This window comes from Hoeflea sp. IMCC20628, assembly GCF_001011155.1.
GTDB lineage: Bacteria > Pseudomonadota > Alphaproteobacteria > Rhizobiales > Rhizobiaceae > Hoeflea.
This window is the reverse complement of sequence record NZ_CP011479.1, coordinates 3,181,456-3,198,230: the sequence shown is the minus strand read 5'-3', so window position 1 is coordinate 3,198,230 and position 16,775 is coordinate 3,181,456. Positions and strand designations below refer to the sequence as shown.

Below are 16,775 nucleotides of genomic sequence, written 5' to 3'. Positions count from 1 at the left end.
CCCGCAGCCCACAATGGGTGCACTGCGGCAAATTTCGGTGATCAAACGCATCCGCGCTCTTTCACAACTGGCGGAAGCATGGTACTTGCCGCTGCCAACGCAAAGACCCGAAATAGCACCGGGCGGTCCGGTTCGGGCCGGCCCCGAACGAACGGAACCGACAGGCGATGGCAAAGATTATCCAAACCATAACAGGCATTGAAGCGCTGACTTTTGACGATGTGCTGCTGCAGCCGGGTCATTCCGAAGTCATGCCCGGACAGGCCAATATCGCGACCCGCATTGCCCGCGATATCGAGCTCAATCTTCCTATCATTTCGTCCGCGATGGACACGGTGACCGAATCGCGACTGGCCATTGCCATGGCGCAAGCCGGCGGCATCGGCGTCATTCACCGCAACCTGACTCCGGAAGAGCAGGCTGAACAGGTCCGTCAGGTCAAGAAGTTCGAAAGCGGAATGGTGGTCAATCCGGTGACGATCAGCCCTGAAGCGCCGCTGTCGGAGGCGCTGGGTCTGATGAAGGCGCACGGCATTTCCGGTATTCCGGTGGTCGAGCATCGCGACGGCGCCGGCGGACCGGGTTTTCTGGTCGGCATCCTGACCAACCGGGATGTGCGCTTCGCCTCCAATCCGGATCAGAAGATCCGCGAGTTGATGACCCACGAAAACCTGGTCACGGTCAAGGAAAGCGTTGATCAGACAGAAGCCAAGCGGCTGCTGCACAGCCACCGCATTGAAAAGTTGGTGGTGATTGACGGAGAAGGCCGCTGCGTCGGATTGATCACTGTCAAGGATATCGAGAAATCGCAGCTCAACCCGCATGCCTCCAAGGACGAGCAGGGACGGCTGCGCGCCGCCGCCGCAACTTCAGTCGGTGAAGACGGGTTTGAACGCGCCGAGCGTCTGATTGCCGCCGGCGTTGATCTGCTGGTGATTGACACCGCCCACGGCCATTCGCAGCGCGTTCTCGACGCGGTCACCCGCGCCAAGAAGCTGTCCAACTCGGTGCGCATCCTGGCCGGTAACGTCGCAACCGCAGAAGGCACACGGGCTCTCATCGACGCCGGAGCCGATGCGGTCAAGGTCGGCATCGGACCAGGCTCGATCTGCACCACCCGCATCGTCGCAGGCGTCGGCGTTCCGCAGCTTTCGGCGATCATGAGCGCCGTCGACGAAGCCCAGAAACATGGTATTCCGGTGATTGCCGATGGCGGCATAAAATATTCCGGCGACCTGGCCAAGGCGATTGCCGCCGGCGCCTCGGCGGTGATGATCGGATCCTTGCTCGCAGGCACCGACGAAAGCCCCGGTGAGGTCTATCTGCATCAGGGACGGTCGTTTAAGGCCTATCGCGGCATGGGCTCGGTTGGCGCCATGGCGCGCGGCTCGGCGGATCGTTATTTCCAGGCCGAGGTGCGCGACACGCTGAAGCTGGTTCCCGAAGGCATCGAAGGCCAGGTTCCTTACAAGGGCCCTGTGTCGGGCGTGCTGCATCAGCTTGCCGGTGGTCTCAAGGCCGCCATGGGCTATGTCGGCGCGGCTGATCTCCCAAGCTTCCATGAACGGGCGACATTTGTGCGCATCTCCGGGGCGGGCTTGCGTGAAAGCCACACCCATGATGTCACCATCACCCGTGAAAGCCCCAACTATCCCGGCGCGATGTAATGAAACGGCTGTGGCCCGGCTGGCTGTTGTGCCTGGTCACGGCCGGGCTGTTTGCCTATATGGCGCTGGTTGAATCGGCTGCGATCAGCGCTTTGCTTGGTGGCTGGCAACTGCCCGACGGAGTGCCGCTGGGCTATGACGCAGACGCCGCGCGTGCTTTGTTCGACGTGTTTGTTGCTGATTTTTCGGCAGCGCAAGTGGAAGGCCGGCAAAGCGCGTCAGAAGCCTATCTGGCTCTGCACGCGGGGTTCGACCTGTTGTTTCCGCCCTTGCTGGCCATGAGCATCGCGTTTTGCGCTTTTGCGGCGACATACAGCCGCCAGGATCAGGCGGAGACGCCGCGGCTGGCCAAGGTCGGGCTTGGCCTGGCGCTGGCATTGGCATTTGCCTATCTGGGCTTTGATTTTTTCGAAAATGCTGTGGCAGATACGATCTACGGCCCGAAGGCGATCATGCTCGCCTTCAACGAGCAAATGGTGTTTGTGCTGCAGGTGCTCACCCGCGGCAAATATCTGAGCCTCATCGTCGCAATTGTCCTGATTGTCGCGCTCTGGATCGCCCGGCGCAAACGCATGCGCTCCACAAAAGCGGATACATGAACCGCACTCTGTCAGTGTTTGCTTACAAATAGAGCGGCGCGGTTCGAGATGGCGGGTGCGCTTCGCGATCTCGATAGCCCCATCTGCCTGTCTTGCCGGTCAGCATCCAGAGCACGAGATTATGTGCCGTCTTGTACGGAGGCAATAATGGCGTTCTGCTCGAGGTGCCTGGTTGAGCAGCGGTGAAACACTGCACACCCCAATCAACCACATCGGATGCCCAATCTTGTGAACGCTACTGAACCCATCTACGCTCAAACGGCATTCTCAACGGTAGGGCCGTCTCACTCATGACCACATCCACTGCAATTTTCTGGCCGGTTCTGGCCCAGGTGCTTCTGATCTATGTGATTTACATCACCGTCTCCTCGCGGCGGATCGGCGCGGTCAAGGCCGGTGTAGCCAAGCCTTCGGACTTCAAGGTTCCCTCGATCGAGCCGGAACCCAGCGCCACCGCTGCCCGCAACCTGTCCAATCAGTTCGAGCTGCCGGTGCTGTTCTTCGCGGCCTGCCTGTCTCTATATGTGACGGGCGGTGCAGGAGTGGCCGCGGTGGTGGTGGCCTGGGGATTTGTGCTGGCACGCGTGGCGCACTCCTATGTGCACATGACAAGCAACCGGATCAGGATCCGCCGCTCGCTGTTCATCGTCAGCCTGGCCATCAATCTTGTGCAGTGGCTGCTGCTCGCGATCCACATCGCTTGATTTTGGCGTCTACATGCTGCGCGGATCCTGTCCGGCTGCCACGGCATCGAGATAATGGCCTGAAAAATCCGTCTTGACCTCGCACCAAAGCAGATTGTGGTCTGACAGCTGGTGCTTGCGGTAATATTGGCGGAAATAGTCGATGGCCTTTTCTTCCGTGCGGGGATTGTCGTCCCTGCCATGGGACACCTTCTTGATGCCTGACTTGGTCGCATAATGCTTTGCATCTTCGCTGCGATATACACTCTTGAAAATGTCGAGAACGCCCGAAGCTCCGAGTTTTACCCTGCGTTCGGCGAGCTTGAAGACTATCTGGTCGTAATGGTGTTTGCCTGACAGGCTTGTCGCTGCATTTTCAATGCCCCCGGTGGTCTTGAACCCGGCATCAAGCAGTGCTTGCATGGTCTTGTGCTTGGGACTGATGATGTTGAAATCACCCAGCAAAATCATGTTGGCATCTGTTCCCGAGCTTCGTTTTTCTGTTTTCTGTACATTGGCAAGAAAGACTGCGATTTTCTCGATCTCGCTGCGTCGCTGTTCCATTTCCGGCGAATTGTCCCCGGATTTTCCATAATAGATATGCACTGTACAAAGCTTGAAACGAAACCATCCGGCCTGGAATGTGACCGCGAAGGGTGTTCGTGCGAACTGCAATTTGCGTGTGGCGTCTTCCTGATCCGGGGCAACGATTTCCTGGCCTTCCGGCAGAACAATTTCACCGGCTTCGCGCAGGAAGCGCACCTTTGCCTTGCGGTAAACAAAGGCCAGACGCTCACGGTTTCCGCTGGCGTCTGTGAGAATGTAGTCCCAGTCGCCGCCGAGATAGCGCTGCATCAAGAGCTCGAATCTCTTCAGGTCATGATTGACTTCCTGGATCGCCACAAGATCGAAATGGTCGATGATTTCCGCAATGTAGAGCAGGGATTCCGTCGTCCGGTCGTAAGCGCCGCCATCGGAAAAGTGCATGATGTTCCACGTTGCCAATCGCAACGAGTTGTCACTGGTCTGATCGCGGATTTCGTCATCAAGCTGCTTCTTGAGCGCCTTGAGCCGCTCAGCAACAAAAGCCCGGTGTTCATCGGGCTTGATATAGCGAATGGATGAAATGAACGACATGCCATTTCCTCTCTCAGCTTTCAGCTCAAAGAGTATAGCCGAAACCCACCACAATGTCAGGCTGCACTGGCGAGCAGCCTCTGGCCCTTACCAGGCAGGCACTGCAGCAATATCCGGGCGTCCTCTGAGATCCCTGCGGGTAGAGGTTCCTGAAGCTCCTGACATCGGCTTGTCTTCTGCGCCCACCGGCGTGATGTTGTCGAGGCTGGCTGCGATGTGTCCGCAAATTGCGTTGACCAGGGCTGCCGGTGCACCAGGGCGCTTCATCAGACCGATCTGGGCCGGCTGCAATGCCGGGAAACCATCTGCGGATGACAGGATGCGCATGCCCGGACGAACCGCACACTCCGGCAGCAACGAGACCGCAAGCCCCGACAACACTGCCGAGGCGACAACAGTTGCCGACCAGCTGGTAAACAGCACCTGATAGTCACGTCCGGCTGAATCAAGTGCCGAGCAGGCCAGATTGCGCCATAGGCAGGAGCGCCGGCCGACGGCGAGCGGAACCACTGCATCTTCATGCACCGCATGGTTCATCGAGGTGACCCAGTACAGTGGCTCGGTGCGCACTACCTCTGACGTCCGCTCACGCGGATTATGGGTGACCAGCGCCACATCAAGCTCGCCGCGCGCCAGCCTGGCCGCAAGTTCGCTGGAAGGTTCGCATTCGATATACAGCTCGACATTCGGATTGGTCTTGGCAAAACGGGCGATGATGCCGGGCATGTAGCGGTCGGCATAGTCGTCCGGCGTGCCGATCCGGATCAGGCCCTCCAGTTGATGATCATCAAAGGCGGCAATGGTTTCATTGTTGAGCCGGATGATACGGCGGGCATAGCCCAGCATCCGTTCGCCGTCTTCGCTCAGACGGTTGAGCCGGCCATCGCGGACGAACAGTGTCTTGCCGACCCGCTCCTCGAGTCGCCGCATCTGCATCGATACCGCACTCTGGGTCTTGAACACCTTGTCCGCTGCGCGCGTGAAACTGCCGGTGTCGACAATGGCCACGAAGGTCTGCAACTGGTCGATGTCGAGTGGCGCGGGCATGGCAGCTTCCTATCAATCTATTTGATGATAGAGATTAGAAACATTCGCTGGTCTGATCAATGGATATTTGAGACATAGATGGTGCACGTTGGGTTTTGCGCTGGCCCAAAGTTCAATCGGCGCCATTTGACTAAGGAATGTTACCATGAACGCCCGCAGTTTCGCTGCCAATCGGACTGTTGCCCGCTCCATCAATGCAGGTCAGTTTTTCGTCAATGCCACCTACGCCGTCTCCGGCAAGGGTATGGCTTTGGTGCGCGTCCTGCTCAATCGACGTACAGCCGGAAAACTGCAGCAGCTTTCGGATCATCAATTGGCCGATATCGGTTTGACCCGTGATGATTTGCGCAGCGCAATTGCCGTCCCATTCACCGCTGATCCAACAGCTGAATTGTCGTTTTGCGCGCGGCGCAACAGCTGCCTCTGAACCGTTCTTGCAGGTCCCCCGCGGGATACTTCCCTGTATCCCGCTTTTCACCCGGCCGCCGCAAACTCTTCCGGAGTCAGCGCGGCCGGGTTTTTTGCGGTAAATATTCTAGACCACCGTTCTAGCGTTTCATGCCCTGAAGGTACTGGTCGAAAATCGATTCCATGTTTTTCTGATAGCCTTGCTGCACTTCTTTGCCAGAATCGAACATCTTGCCGAACAGATCGTCATAAGGATTGCGATTAGCTGCTGGTGCCGTCCGGTCAGGTTGTTGATCCGGTTCAGGTGCCTGCTGCGACTGTCCGCCGCCCATGGCGCCGCCAAGCATGTCCTGAAAAATCTGGCCGAGAGGATTGTCGGAAAAGGGATTTCCCCCGGTTTGTTTCTGCGGGCTCTTCTGAGCACCACCAAACATGCCTTCGAGAATTTGCCCCAATGGATTGTCCATTGGTGACGCCTGCGGTGTTGGTTTTGCCTTCGCTCCGCCCATGCCCTGGCGCATCATGTCGGTGATCAGATCGCCAATCGGATTGGACCCGCCCATCGCATTGGCCTGCATCTGACCGGTCGATTGCTTGAACAATCCGCCCATGATCGAAGTTGCCAGAACCGGCAGCATCTGCTTGAAAATTTCCTGACCGATGCCGGTAGCCGCTTCCGCCTGGGCTGCCACTGCGCGACTGACCTCCTTTGATCCGAAGAGATGGCCCAATATGCCGTTGCCTTCCTGCTTGCCTTGCGGGCTGAAGGCATTCTGCATGTCCTCAAAATACTGCGCATGATTGCCGCCTGCGAGAGCGGAAAGGAAATTGGACATATCCATCGGATTGGAGGCATTGCGCTTCAAACCGGTGGAGAAAGCCGGCATCAGTGCTGCCACCGCTTGCTGCATCTGGTTCTCGTCGAGGCCGAACTGTTTTGCCATATTCTGCATGGCTTCACCGTTCTGGGCATTCATCATCATGTCAAAAAGCGGCATCATTGGACTGTGTCTCTCCTCAATCGCCTGATCATAGGCTTGAGCAAAGACTATACCGCCCAAAGCAGTGTGCCTAGGGCGGTAATTCTGATTCGGCGCCAGCGTCGCGTGGATGGCAGGTTATGCTTGATCTAGTAGGCGTAGTCGTCAAATACCGGATCAACCTTGCCATTCCAGCGCCCGTGATAAAGCGCCAGCATCTCTTCGGCCAGCGTGGTGCCGCGGGCGATGGTTTCTTCCAGCGGGGCGAGGAAATGGCTTTCGTCATTGCCTTCGGAATTCAGGCATGCCCGGTTGACCAGTCCGCGCCGGGAGATACCCAGAACTTCGCGGCCAATGTCGCGCAGCGAGTGACCATTGATCCTGGCGTTCAGTCCATCGCGTGGCGTGGTGTCGCGAATGTGGTTGACCTCATCCAGCTTCCAGTCGCGGACAAGTTCCAGTGCCTCGCCAAGCGCGTTTTCATCATAGAGCAGACCAACCCAGAATGCCGGCAAGGCACAGATCCGCCGCCATGGACCACCATCAGCGCCGCGCATTTCGATGAAGCGCTTCAGCCGGGCATCGGGAAACAGTGTTCCGAGATGGTTGGTCCAGTCGCCGATGGTCGGCATTGGCTGGGCGAGTTCGCCCTTCAGCGCGCCGTTCATGAACTGGCGGAACGTGACATGTGTCGCCTCGTGGTAATGGCCATCGCGGAGCACGAAATACATCGGCACGTCGAGCGCCCATTCAACATAGTCGATAAAGCTGAAATCATCGGAATAGACAAACGGCAACTGACCCGACCGCTGGTTGTCGGTGTCGCGCCAGATATCGCCGCGCCAGGAGACCAGCCCATTGGGCTTGCCTTCGGTGAAAGGGGAGGCGGCAAACAGCGCAGTCGCAAGTGGCTGCAGCTTCATGCCGAGTTGCATCTTGCGCCGCATGTCGGCTTCCGACGAGAAATCGAGGTTCACCTGGATCGTGCAGGTCCGGTACATCATGTCGAGTCCCTGACTACCGACCTTCGGCATGTAGCGGGTCATGATGTCATAGCGCGATTTGGGCATTTTCGGAGTTTCGGCCAGCGACCAGGTCGGGCTGCCGCCGATGCCCAGAAAGCCGATTCCCAGAGGCTCGGCGATTTCCTGCAACTGCGCCAGATGCGCATTTGATTCGCGGCAGGTCTGGTGAATGGTTTCAAGCGGTGCGCCCGACAGCTCGAATTGCCCGCCCGGTTCCAGGCTGATGGCGCCAGCACCGGTCGGCTCGACCAGTCCGATGATCTTGCCCGCATCGATGATCGGCTCCCAGCCGAGCATCATCGCCATGCCTTCAAGCAGCGCCCGGATTGAGCGTTCACCTTCGTAGGGCACCGGTTCGTGGGTTTTGGTGTAAAACACGAATTTTTCGTGCTCGGTGCCGATCCGCCAGTTTTCCTGCGGTTTGCAGCCGGCAGCCATCCAGTCGGCCAGATCGTTGACTGAACTGATCGGGGTGTCATCCGTGGTATCGCGTGCCATGGCTGGCCCTTTTTCTCTATGTCATCGGCGCGATCTGAAACCACGCATGCTCATGCTGCTTGGACCGGAAATGGCCCGGCTTGCAAGCGAAAATCCCTGATTGCAGGATCAAAGAAGATTGATCATGGGTCCAGCGGGCAGTTTTACCAGTCGCCGATTGTCATCTGAACAGCGGTTAATGCCGCCACGGCGGCGGTGTCAGCACGCAGGATGCGCGGTCCCAGCGGAATCGGTGTGACAAACGGCAAGGTGGTCAGCATCTCCCGTTCCCGTTCGGAAAATCCGCCCTCCGGACCGACCAGAAGCGCCAGATCCCGTTCGATGATGGCAGACAAAATGCCGGCTGGATTGTTGCCGGCTTGGCTTTCATTGCAGAAAATGATCCGGCGCTCCGGATCCCAGTTTGCCAACATTGCCTCGAGTTTCACCGCTTCACCCAGCTCCGGGATGGCGAGGTTGCCGCATTGCTCCGCAGCTTCGAGAATATTGGCAGCCAGTTTGCCGTCATTGACCTTGTGAAGCTGGGTATGATCCGTGAACACCGGCGTGATTTTGCGAACGCCCATTTCCGTGGCTTTTTGCACGAGGTAGTCCAGCCGGCCGACTTTGATCGGCGCAAACAGGAAATCCAGCCGAGACGGTTCAGGCTGCGCGCGGGTCTGCTTCCCGATTTCGAGATTTGCCGACTTCTTGCCTTGCGGCCGCAGCGTTGCGCCGTATTCGCCGTCACGCCCGTTGAAGACCAGAACTCGTGCGCCATCATCAAGCCGCAGAACTGTCAGCAGATAATGGGCCTGTTCCTTGCCAAGCGGCACAGACTCACCAGGAGCCAGCGGGGATTCGAGATAAAGCCGTTGAAGTTTGTAATTTGCACGCATTCTGATCTTCTTGCCCAAGCCGATCCGAAGATCAAGACTCGGGCCTCCACGCGTGGGAATGAAAGACCGGAATATAGCCGTGCCGGAGCGCATCAACCGTCGAGGGCGGTGTGGCCAGATAAATCGGGGCTGCGGTCAGCGTTTCGGCTTCCACCGGGATATCGTAGCCGTTGAATGACCAAGGCAGCAACATTCCGGCGCGGACGGCATAATGGGTTTCACCTTGCCGAACCATCGCGCCATCAGAGAGGGAGGCGACTGTGCTCCGGGCAATGATCCGGTCAGCGGCATTTGGGCTCAGTTTGCGCTCGGCAGCGAGCAACAGGTCGATCGCGGGCGCGCAGGGACGCTTTTCGCCACGGCTCTGGCCCAGCGCTTCGGCGAAGGCAATCGCGTCTTTGCGCCGGCATTCGAAGCAGGGCCGGTGTCCGGCAGCAAGGGCGGTGACTTCATCGAGAAAGAACAATTCGGTGTAACGGCCGGGCTGCATCAGCTTTCTGCGGCGTCCCTTGAATTCCGTCAGGCAGATGATCCAGGATCTGCTCTTCCGGGGCCGGACAACCCGGCGATCGACATTGTGCAATGCGCCGCCGCGATTGCCCATGAATTCCCCGCGCGCCGAAATCGAACAGATATGGCCTGCTGGATTGACCCTGTTCTGTAGCGGCATGTCAGCTTGCGCGCCTGGTCAATGCTGCCGCGACACCGGCCATCATCAACAGCGATCCTCCGGTACGCATGGCTGCTTTCATCACCCGCGGGCGGCGTATGGTTTGCCGTGCTTCACTCGCAGCAAATGCAAACAAAGCTGCGTTCATTATGGCAAGCATGGTAAAAACCAGCACATAAGTCGCTGCCTGCGGTCCATAGGGCAGGGCGGGATCGATAAATTGCGGCACGAAGGCGACGAAGAACAGGATACCCTTGGGGTTCAGCGCAGTGATCAGGAAGGAATCGCGGAAAATGACGCTTGGCCGGCCTGAATCAGTCCCGACATCCGCTTCTGACATGTCGGGAATTTTCACCGGCGTCCGCCACATCTTGTAGCCGATCCAGATCAGATAGGCCGCGCCAACGAATTTCAAAGCCTGAAACAAAGTGGCCGAAGCCGCCAGCAGCGCGCCTGCACCGGCAATCGACAGCGATGTTGCCAGCAAGTCGCCAAGCCCGACGCCCAGCACACTGGCGAACGCCACCTTGCGGCCATGCGCCAAGGCCTGAGTGATCACCATGATGATGGTCGGACCGGGAATGATCAGCAGGATGATGCTGGCCACAACGAAGGCTGCGAAATGTTCGGGTGAAACGGGCATCAGGTTAAATCCAAGAACGATCAGGACTCGACAAAGCCGCAAAATCCAACGCGCGTCAATGTTGCAAAGGCCACCAACTCACTCGAAGTTCCTGGTGATCCCGAGTTCGACCAAGACAGTTTTGACAAACACGAGCGAGCCGAGATTTATTGCGGGGAGCATCGCGACTCATTTGGGCCAGTAGCGGTGACAGCCTGGTGCTGGCTGTCGAACTTGAGCCCGCGGTATGAAGACCAGATTTTTTGTTATCAGGAGCCGGCATGGTGAACGCACTACCTGAACTTCGCGCCACAATAATTGGCCTGTATGTTGGCAGGTCACGTCAGCGCTGGCCCGGCAAACCGACTTCGGCAATCGGCAAGCAGTTGGTCGAAACAGCACAGCACCTGGATTTGACCGGGTTTGGCAACGACGAACAGGCTGATCTGACGGTTCATGGCGGGACGGAGAAGGCAGTGCACCACTATGCCGCCGATCATTATCCTGAATGGCGGTCTGAACTTGGAACGGTTGCGCAGGGTTTCGGGCCGGGCCGGTTCGGGGAAAACATTGCCACCCTTGGTCTGACCGAGTCGGATCTCTGTATCGGCGATGTGCTGACGCTTGGCTCAGCGATCGTCGAAATCTCACAAGGACGCCAGCCGTGCTGGAAGCTCAATTCCCACACCGGCGTGAGCACCATGGCCAAGCTGTTCCAGGAAACGGCCCGCACCGGCTGGTACTACCGTGTGCTTGAGCCCGGCGTTGTCAGCATTGGGGATGAAATCCAGCGTCTGGACTGTCCGAATCCGGGTTGGACCGTGGAGCGCGTCACCCGCGCCAGGCTCACCCCGCGTCTTGCACCGGATGTTGCGGCTGCAATGGCTGAGCTGCCACGGCTTGCACCGGGATGGGCTGATGCGTTCCGCCACAAGGCCGAGCGGGAGTACAGCGAAGACGTCACCGCCCGTCTGGACGGACCGGGCTAATCGACCACAATGATGTGCACCGCCCTTGGGCCATGCGCACCGAGCAGGATGGTCTGTTCGATGTCGCCGGAGCGTGACGGTCCGGTGATCAGATTGAGCGCCCGGGGCATTTCACCCTTGCCTTTGAGCTTGCGCACCATGGTCCAGACGCTTTCCAGATCGCCTCTGATGTCGGCAGCCCTGATCACGACGATGTGGTGTTCGGGCAGGAAATTGATGGTTGTCGGATTGTCCTGGCCCGACATCAGCGCCAGCGTACCGGTTTCGGCAATGCCAGCAGTGGCATGGCTGACGCCCGCAAGGTCGCCGCCATCTGATGGCCCGTGACGCAGTTCGAGGTTTTTCTCGGATTCCCATCCGGCATGTGTCAGCCGCTGGTCGGTGCCGATCCGGATCGCCGCCGGCAGGTTGCGGGCGCGCAAATAGCTCGAAACCTCGGCAGCCACATCGCCATAGTCGCTCACCCGAGCCAGTGTTGAGCCGAACTGCTCGGCCATGGCGCAAAACAGCTCGACCTGTTCCGCCGCAGGCAGTTTCGCGCGTGCCGGAATGACGCCCGTCGGCGCGTCTGCCAGCCGTGCAGCCACGGTATTCCGGCGTTCATCATCTGAAGTCTGAACCCGCATCGACGCGCGGATCTTGCCCATCACTGTGTCCCGCGCGCTCATTGTTCCGTCTCCTGCTTGCGTGCTTCACGTTGCGCCCAGGCCTGCTGGAAGGTGCGGCCCTCCGGCGCTGGAAGATCGCGGTAGCGTGTCCAGCCGCCAGCGAATGGCATCGAGCGGAAGCGCCGTGAGGAGCCGCCCAGCAGCGACAGCAGCGGCATGCCGAACGAAGCGGCAAAGCGGTAGAGTTTTGGCCGCTTGGCAAAAAACGCCCAGGCCTTCAGCCCATAGCGGGCAGTCAGCGGCGTCAGATTGCGCTCGAACTCGCGCTCGCGCCAATGCCGCATCATCTTCGGCAGCGGAATCCGCATCGGACACACCGCCTCGCAGCGGCCGCAGAAAGTCGAGGCGTTGGGCAATTGTCCAGTCTCGTCAATGCCGTTGAGCGATGGCGTCAGTACCGCGCCCATAGGGCCGGGATAAACCGAGCCGTAGGCGTGGCCGCCGACCGCGTGATAGACCGGACAATGGTTCATGCAGGCGCCGCAGCGGATGCAGCGCAGCATGTCCTGATATTCGGTGCCGAGCATCGCCGAGCGGCCATTGTCCAGGAGCACCACATGATACTCATCCGGACCATCCGGATCCTCTTCGCGCTTCGGCCCGGTGGAAAACGTCGTGTAAACGCTCATGTCCTGTCCGGTGGCCGAGCGTGCCAGCACTCTGAGAATCTGCGAGGTATCCTCTAGCGTCGGCACGATTTTCTCGACCGAGGCAACGACGACATGCACCTTGCCCAGCGTCTGGGTCAGGTCGCCATTGCCCTCATTGGTGACGATCACCGAAGTGCCGGTTTCGGCAATGAGAAAATTTGCGCCGGTGATGCCGACATCGGCGGCAAAATAGCGCTGCCGCAGCACTTCGCGCGCCTCGCTGAGCAGTGAGACCGGCTCGGAAAGGTCGCGGCCTTCCGGCAGATGCGTGTGCACACGGCGGAAATCGCTCTCGACCTGTTCCTTGTTGAGATGCACCGCCGGCGCAATGATGTGGCTCGGGTGTTCGCCGCGCAGCTGGATGATGTATTCGCCCAGATCGGTTTCCACCGGCTCGATGCCGTTGGCCTCGAGATGATCGTTGAGCGCGATCTCCTCGGTGATCATCGACTTGCCCTTGGTGACCGTGCGGGCATTGGCCTTCTTGCAGATGTCGAGCACGATGCGGCGCGCGTCTTCCGCTGTTTCCGCCCAATGAACATGCCCGCCTGCGGCCGTCACCTTTTGTTCGTATTCTTCCAGGTAAAGGTCGAGATGCGCCAGCACGTGGTTCTTGATGTCGCGGGCATTGTCGCGCAACGCATCGAATTCCGGCAGCGCATCGACGGATTTTTGCCGCTTGCCGATAAAGCCCTTCTCGACATTGCCGAGCGCCTTTTGCAATTGCGCATCGACAAGTGCCTTGGAGGCGTTGGCCTTGAATTTATTGGCGGTGAGTTCCATTGCGTGTCTCCCTGTTCCGCCTATTTGCCAGAGCCGGCGATCGGCGGCTGGCTGGTCATGCCCGCGAGCACTTCGGCGACATGGCGAACCTCGACGTCAGATCCCTGGCGCTTGAGTTTGCCGGCCATATTCATCAGGCAGCCAAGATCTCCGGCCAGAAGCATATCGGCGCCGGATGCATCTATGTTACCGACTTTCTTGGTGACGATGGCGTTGGATATGTCGGAATATTTGACACAGAAGGTTCCGCCAAAACCGCAGCAAACGTCTGAGTCCGCCATTTCACGAACTTCGACACCGCTGACATTGCCGAGCAGCTTGCGCGGCTGGTCCTTGATGTTGAGCTCGCGCAATCCCGAGCAGGAATCGTGATAGGTGATCTTGGCTTCGAGCGCCGCGCCGGTATCGCGTACCATCATCACGTCGGTGAGGAACGAGATCAGCTCATAGCACTTTGCGGAGAAAGCCGTCGCCCGCTCTTCCCAAGCGGCATCACCCTTGAAAAGTCCGGGATAGTGTTTTTTCAGCATCGAAGCGCAGGAACCTGACGGCGCGACGACAAAGTCAAAGCCTTCAAAGGCCTCGATCACCTGTTCGGCGATCTCCCGCGTATCTGCCCTGTCGCCTGTGTTGTAGGCGGGTTGACCACAACAGGTCTGGGCTATCGGCACATGCACTTCGCACCCGGCATCCTGCAGCAGCTTGACACTGGCAAAGCCGACCGAGGGCCTGAAAAGATCGACCAGACAGGTCGCAAAAAGTCCTACACGCGGCTGCTCAGCAACCTTCGTTTCACTCGACGTCACTGTGCCGCCTCCGATTGTTTTTGCTTGGTGGTTTTGTCGGTACCCGAAAGGTCCGGAGCGCGTTGTTGCAGGCGAAGTTTCGAAACCCGCTCCCAGTCACCCGAGCGTTCTGCGTCCGTCATTGCCCGTGCAACGAAATCAATATGAGCCTGAGCCGCGCGGCGGCCGGCTTCCGGGTCGCCGGCCATCACCGCCTCATAGATGGCCAGATGCTGCGCAAGCAGTTGTTCCCGTGCACCCGGCAAATTGTAAACCAGAGCACGGTTGTAAAACACACCTTCGGCCAGAAGCCTGTAGCAGGAGCGCAGGGTATGAAGCAGGATGATATTGTGCGCGCATTCGCCGATGGCGCTGTGGAACTCGACGTCAATCGCGGCTTCTTCCTCGAAATCGTCTTTCTGATGGGCGGCCTTCATTGCGGTCACAATGCGGGTCAGAAGCGCCTTGTCGGCCTTGGTCGCTCGCCTGGCTGCGAATTCGGCGCTAATGCCTTCCATCTCGCGGCGGTATTCCAGGTAGTCGAGCGTTGCTTTTTGATGCCGGGTGATCAGTTCCATCACCGGCCGGGTGAACACCTGACCAATGACATCTGCGACAAATGTGCCGCCACCATGTTGGGTCAAGAGCAGACCGCGGCCTTCAAGAACTTTGAGTGCTTCACGGAGGATCGGCCGCGAGACATCGAACTGCTTGGCCAGTTCACGCTCGCCGGGAAGCCGGTCGCCGACCCGCAAGATGCCCTCAAGCACAAGAACCTCTATCTGATGAACAACGTCATCAGATGTGCGGCTGTGCGCAATGCGTGCAAAAATGTCGGTGGTCATCGCCGTTTCCCAAGGTCGCTTGTCTGAACCGTATCAAGCGTGGGGAAAGGTGGTCAATATTTTTATCCAATTTAATGGAAATTTCCTTCGACCAAGCCGAAAACTGGCGGTTTGCCCTCCGCCCGTCCGGTGGTCCCGATTCATTTGCTGCGCTGATGCGCTGCCGACTTGATCCAATACCTGTCGATTTGTCTCAGAAGATTGCGTAATTTTCACAGTTGTCCGGCTCGTCGCGCAAAATAGGCACGGAAATCGTATTGCCCGTCATGGAAATGAGTGGTAAATAAATAGTACCACTTGCAGTGACGCCATGGGGCTAAGTTGACGTCGCGTGAAATCGGAGGAGCAAGCCATGTCGGAACTGATCGCCTTTTTGGAACCTGACAAAGCGGTCATGGATCGCCGTCCGGCCATCATTGCCGATCTTGCCGGGCTTCTGCCGGAAGCCTGTCTGATCACCGATGCGCGCGAACTTATGCCGTTCGACACCGATGCTTTCGTGTCCTACCGCCGGATGCCTCTGGCGGTTGTGCTGCCTGAAACCACCGCCCAGGTTTCGGCTGTGCTGAAATATTGCAATGACAATGCCATTCCGGTGATTCCGCGCGGGGCCGGCACGTCGCTATCGGGCGGGGCGATCCCGCAGGAAGATGCCATTGTCATTGGTGTCTCCAAGATGAACCAGATCCTCGATGTCGATTTCCCCAACCGCGCGGCAATCGTTCAGGCCGGTGTCACCAATATTTCGATCAGTGAAGCGGTAAGTGCCGATGGCTTCTTCTATGCCCCGGACCCCAGTTCGCAGCTGGCCTGCACCATCGGCGGAAATATCGGGATGAACTCCGGTGGCGCCCACTGCCTCAAATATGGCGTCACCACCAACAATCTGATGGGCGTCAAGATGGTGATGTTCGATGGCTCTGTCGTCGACATTGGCGGCAAGGCGCTGGATTCGGCAGGATACGATCTGCTGGGGCTGATCTGCGGCTCGGAAGGCCAACTCGGTATTGTCACTGAAGCAACCGTCAGGCTGATTGCCAAGCCCGAAGGAGCGCGTCCGGTGCTGTTCGGTTTTGAAACCTCCGTGGCCGCCGGGGCATGTGTTACCGACATCATCGGCTCGGGCATCATTCCTGTTGCCATCGAATTCATGGACAAGCCGGCCATCGAAATTTGCGAAGCCTTTGCTCATGCCGGTTACCCGATGGATGTCGAGGCGTTGCTGATCGTCGAGGTCGAGGGTTCGGACGCAGAAATGGACGCCATGCTGGAGCGCATCATTGCGATTGCCGGCAAGCATGGCGTCAAGACAATCCGGGAAAGCCAGTCAGCGACGGAAGCGGCGCTGATCTGGAAGGGCCGGAAATCGGCTTTCGGCGCCACCGGCCGCATCGCCGACTATATCTGCATGGACGGCACCGTGCCGCTCGGGCAACTGTCCCATGTGCTGGCCAAGACCAGCGAGATCATCGACCGTTACGGACTGCGCGTCGCCAATGTGTTTCATGCCGGCGACGGCAACATGCATCCGCTGATTCTGTTTGATGCCAATGATCCCGAGGAAAGCCTGAAAGCCGAAATGGCGGGCAACGACATTCTCAAACTGTGCGTCGACGCCGGCGGCTGCCTGACCGGTGAACATGGCGTCGGCATCGAAAAGCGGGATCTCATGCGGCACCAATATTCCGATATAGATCTGGCCCAGCAGATGCGCGTGCGCGCCGCCTTCGATCCCAAATGGATCCTCAATCCGTCCAAGGTGTTTCCCCTGGACCGTCGCAATGGCAGCCAGCCGGGCAATCAAAGCGCTGCCGATAAAGGCAGGACAGCAGCATGAGTGC

At 58.6% G+C, this 16,775-nt stretch carries 17 protein-coding genes; 6 read left to right on the top strand and 11 right to left on the bottom strand.

Features of this window, described 5'->3' with window-relative positions:
* Positions 1-167: 167 nt before the first annotated feature.
* The 3 genes from guaB to IMCC20628_RS15140 all read left to right on the top strand — a co-directional run bounded on the left by guaB (position 168) and on the right by IMCC20628_RS15140 (position 2,970).
* Positions 168-1,667, top strand: a complete 1,500-nt coding sequence (gene guaB, locus IMCC20628_RS15150; protein ID WP_047030920.1) for an IMP dehydrogenase — start codon at positions 168-170, stop codon at positions 1,665-1,667.
* Positions 1,667-2,266, top strand: a complete 600-nt coding sequence (locus IMCC20628_RS15145; protein ID WP_047030919.1) for a hypothetical protein — start codon at positions 1,667-1,669, stop codon at positions 2,264-2,266. Before guaB ends, IMCC20628_RS15145 begins: the two co-directional genes overlap by 1 nt.
* 290 nt (positions 2,267-2,556) lie before the next feature.
* Positions 2,557-2,970 carry an MAPEG family protein gene (locus IMCC20628_RS15140; protein ID WP_047030918.1) on the top strand — a complete coding sequence of 138 codons (414 nt, stop codon included), beginning with the start codon at positions 2,557-2,559 and terminating at the stop codon, positions 2,968-2,970.
* Between the two features lie 9 nt (positions 2,971-2,979).
* On the opposite strand, the gene IMCC20628_RS15135 is transcribed toward IMCC20628_RS15140, so the two are convergent.
* A complete protein-coding gene (locus IMCC20628_RS15135) occupies positions 2,980-4,086 on the bottom strand; it encodes an endonuclease/exonuclease/phosphatase family protein (RefSeq protein ID WP_047030917.1) in 1,107 nt (368 codons plus the stop codon).
* Between the two features lie 87 nt (positions 4,087-4,173).
* Positions 4,174-5,133, bottom strand: coding sequence for a LysR substrate-binding domain-containing protein (locus tag IMCC20628_RS15130; RefSeq protein ID WP_047030916.1), 960 nt, complete (start codon positions 5,131-5,133; stop codon positions 4,174-4,176).
* 145 nt (positions 5,134-5,278) lie between these two features.
* On the opposite strand from IMCC20628_RS15130, the gene IMCC20628_RS25665 reads away from it, so the two are divergent.
* Positions 5,279-5,560, top strand: coding sequence for a DUF1127 domain-containing protein (locus IMCC20628_RS25665; protein ID WP_047030915.1), 282 nt, complete (start codon positions 5,279-5,281; stop codon positions 5,558-5,560).
* A 121-nt stretch (positions 5,561-5,681) separates the two neighbouring features.
* Here the strand turns inward: IMCC20628_RS25665 and IMCC20628_RS15120 are convergent, their stop codons facing one another.
* The 5 genes from IMCC20628_RS15120 to IMCC20628_RS15100 form a co-directional block, all read right to left on the bottom strand.
* On the bottom strand, positions 5,682-6,542 hold the full coding sequence (locus IMCC20628_RS15120; RefSeq protein ID WP_047030914.1) for a DUF937 domain-containing protein: 861 nt from the start codon (positions 6,540-6,542) through the stop codon (positions 5,682-5,684).
* Between the two features lie 128 nt (positions 6,543-6,670).
* Positions 6,671-8,044, bottom strand: coding sequence for a glutamate--cysteine ligase (locus IMCC20628_RS15115; protein ID WP_047030913.1), 1,374 nt, complete (start codon positions 8,042-8,044; stop codon positions 6,671-6,673).
* Positions 8,045-8,187: 143 nt separating this feature from the next.
* Positions 8,188-8,922, bottom strand: coding sequence for a 16S rRNA (uracil(1498)-N(3))-methyltransferase (locus IMCC20628_RS15110; RefSeq protein WP_047032618.1), 735 nt, complete (start codon positions 8,920-8,922; stop codon positions 8,188-8,190).
* Positions 8,923-8,953: 31 nt separating this feature from the next.
* The gene (locus IMCC20628_RS15105; RefSeq protein WP_047030912.1) at positions 8,954-9,592 is read right to left on the bottom strand and encodes a hypothetical protein; all 639 of its coding nucleotides are present in this window, start codon (positions 9,590-9,592) and stop codon (positions 8,954-8,956) included.
* Position 9,593: 1 nt separating this feature from the next.
* Positions 9,594-10,235: a LysE family translocator gene (locus tag IMCC20628_RS15100; protein WP_047030911.1), complete on the bottom strand. Its 642-nt coding sequence runs from the start codon at positions 10,233-10,235 to the stop codon at positions 9,594-9,596.
* A gap of 260 nt (positions 10,236-10,495) precedes the next feature.
* Here IMCC20628_RS15100 and IMCC20628_RS15095 point away from each other — a divergent pair, with 260 nt between their 5' ends.
* Entirely contained in the window at positions 10,496-11,203 is a 708-nt protein-coding gene (locus IMCC20628_RS15095) for an MOSC domain-containing protein (RefSeq protein WP_047030910.1), read from the top strand.
* Here IMCC20628_RS15095 and IMCC20628_RS15090 read toward each other — a convergent pair.
* Genes IMCC20628_RS15090 through IMCC20628_RS15075 form a run of 4 tightly spaced genes read right to left on the bottom strand, consistent with a single transcriptional unit; the run spans position 11,200 to position 14,934 of the window.
* A complete protein-coding gene (locus IMCC20628_RS15090; protein WP_047030909.1) occupies positions 11,200-11,871 on the bottom strand; it encodes a lactate utilization protein in 672 nt (223 codons plus the stop codon). The genes IMCC20628_RS15095 and IMCC20628_RS15090 overlap by 4 nt on opposite strands.
* Positions 11,868-13,304, bottom strand: a complete 1,437-nt coding sequence (locus IMCC20628_RS15085; RefSeq protein ID WP_047030908.1) for a LutB/LldF family L-lactate oxidation iron-sulfur protein — start codon at positions 13,302-13,304, stop codon at positions 11,868-11,870. Before IMCC20628_RS15085 ends, IMCC20628_RS15090 begins: the two co-directional genes overlap by 4 nt.
* 20 nt (positions 13,305-13,324) lie before the next feature.
* A complete protein-coding gene (locus IMCC20628_RS15080) occupies positions 13,325-14,110 on the bottom strand; it encodes a (Fe-S)-binding protein (RefSeq protein ID WP_047030907.1) in 786 nt (261 codons plus the stop codon).
* A complete protein-coding gene (locus IMCC20628_RS15075; RefSeq protein WP_047030906.1) occupies positions 14,107-14,934 on the bottom strand; it encodes an FCD domain-containing protein in 828 nt (275 codons plus the stop codon). Before IMCC20628_RS15075 ends, IMCC20628_RS15080 begins: the two co-directional genes overlap by 4 nt.
* Positions 14,935-15,286: 352 nt before the next feature.
* Here IMCC20628_RS15075 and IMCC20628_RS15070 point away from each other — a divergent pair, with 352 nt between their 5' ends.
* Positions 15,287-16,771 (top strand): FAD-linked oxidase C-terminal domain-containing protein, encoded by a 1,485-nt coding sequence (locus tag IMCC20628_RS15070; RefSeq protein WP_047030905.1) that lies wholly within the window; start codon positions 15,287-15,289, stop codon positions 16,769-16,771.
* The last annotated feature ends 4 nt before the right edge of the window (positions 16,772-16,775 follow it).

Bases quoted from the DNA above. Each gene is read 5' to 3' on its own strand.
- IMCC20628_RS15120 (WP_047030914.1), bottom strand. From the start codon at position 6,542: ATGATGCCGCTTTTTGACATGATGATGAATGCCCAGAACGGTGAAGCC.
- IMCC20628_RS15100 (WP_047030911.1), bottom strand. From the start codon at position 10,235: ATGCCCGTTTCACCCGAACATTTCGCAGCCTTCGTTGTGGCCAGCATC.
- IMCC20628_RS15130 (WP_047030916.1), bottom strand. From the start codon at position 5,133: ATGCCCGCGCCACTCGACATCGACCAGTTGCAGACCTTCGTGGCCATT.
- IMCC20628_RS15135 (WP_047030917.1), bottom strand. From the start codon at position 4,086: ATGTCGTTCATTTCATCCATTCGCTATATCAAGCCCGATGAACACCGG.
- IMCC20628_RS25665 (WP_047030915.1), top strand. From the start codon at position 5,279: ATGAACGCCCGCAGTTTCGCTGCCAATCGGACTGTTGCCCGCTCCATC.
- IMCC20628_RS15070 (WP_047030905.1), top strand. From the start codon at position 15,287: ATGTCGGAACTGATCGCCTTTTTGGAACCTGACAAAGCGGTCATGGAT.
- IMCC20628_RS15090 (WP_047030909.1), bottom strand. From the start codon at position 11,871: ATGAGCGCGCGGGACACAGTGATGGGCAAGATCCGCGCGTCGATGCGG.
- IMCC20628_RS15095 (WP_047030910.1), top strand. From the start codon at position 10,496: ATGGTGAACGCACTACCTGAACTTCGCGCCACAATAATTGGCCTGTAT.
- IMCC20628_RS15140 (WP_047030918.1), top strand. From the start codon at position 2,557: ATGACCACATCCACTGCAATTTTCTGGCCGGTTCTGGCCCAGGTGCTT.
- IMCC20628_RS15105 (WP_047030912.1), bottom strand. From the start codon at position 9,592: ATGCCGCTACAGAACAGGGTCAATCCAGCAGGCCATATCTGTTCGATT.
- guaB (WP_047030920.1), top strand. From the start codon at position 168: ATGGCAAAGATTATCCAAACCATAACAGGCATTGAAGCGCTGACTTTT.
- IMCC20628_RS15075 (WP_047030906.1), bottom strand. From the start codon at position 14,934: ATGACCACCGACATTTTTGCACGCATTGCGCACAGCCGCACATCTGAT.
- IMCC20628_RS15085 (WP_047030908.1), bottom strand. From the start codon at position 13,304: ATGGAACTCACCGCCAATAAATTCAAGGCCAACGCCTCCAAGGCACTT.
- IMCC20628_RS15115 (WP_047030913.1), bottom strand. From the start codon at position 8,044: ATGGCACGCGATACCACGGATGACACCCCGATCAGTTCAGTCAACGAT.
- IMCC20628_RS15145 (WP_047030919.1), top strand. From the start codon at position 1,667: ATGAAACGGCTGTGGCCCGGCTGGCTGTTGTGCCTGGTCACGGCCGGG.
- IMCC20628_RS15110 (WP_047032618.1), bottom strand. From the start codon at position 8,922: ATGCGTGCAAATTACAAACTTCAACGGCTTTATCTCGAATCCCCGCTG.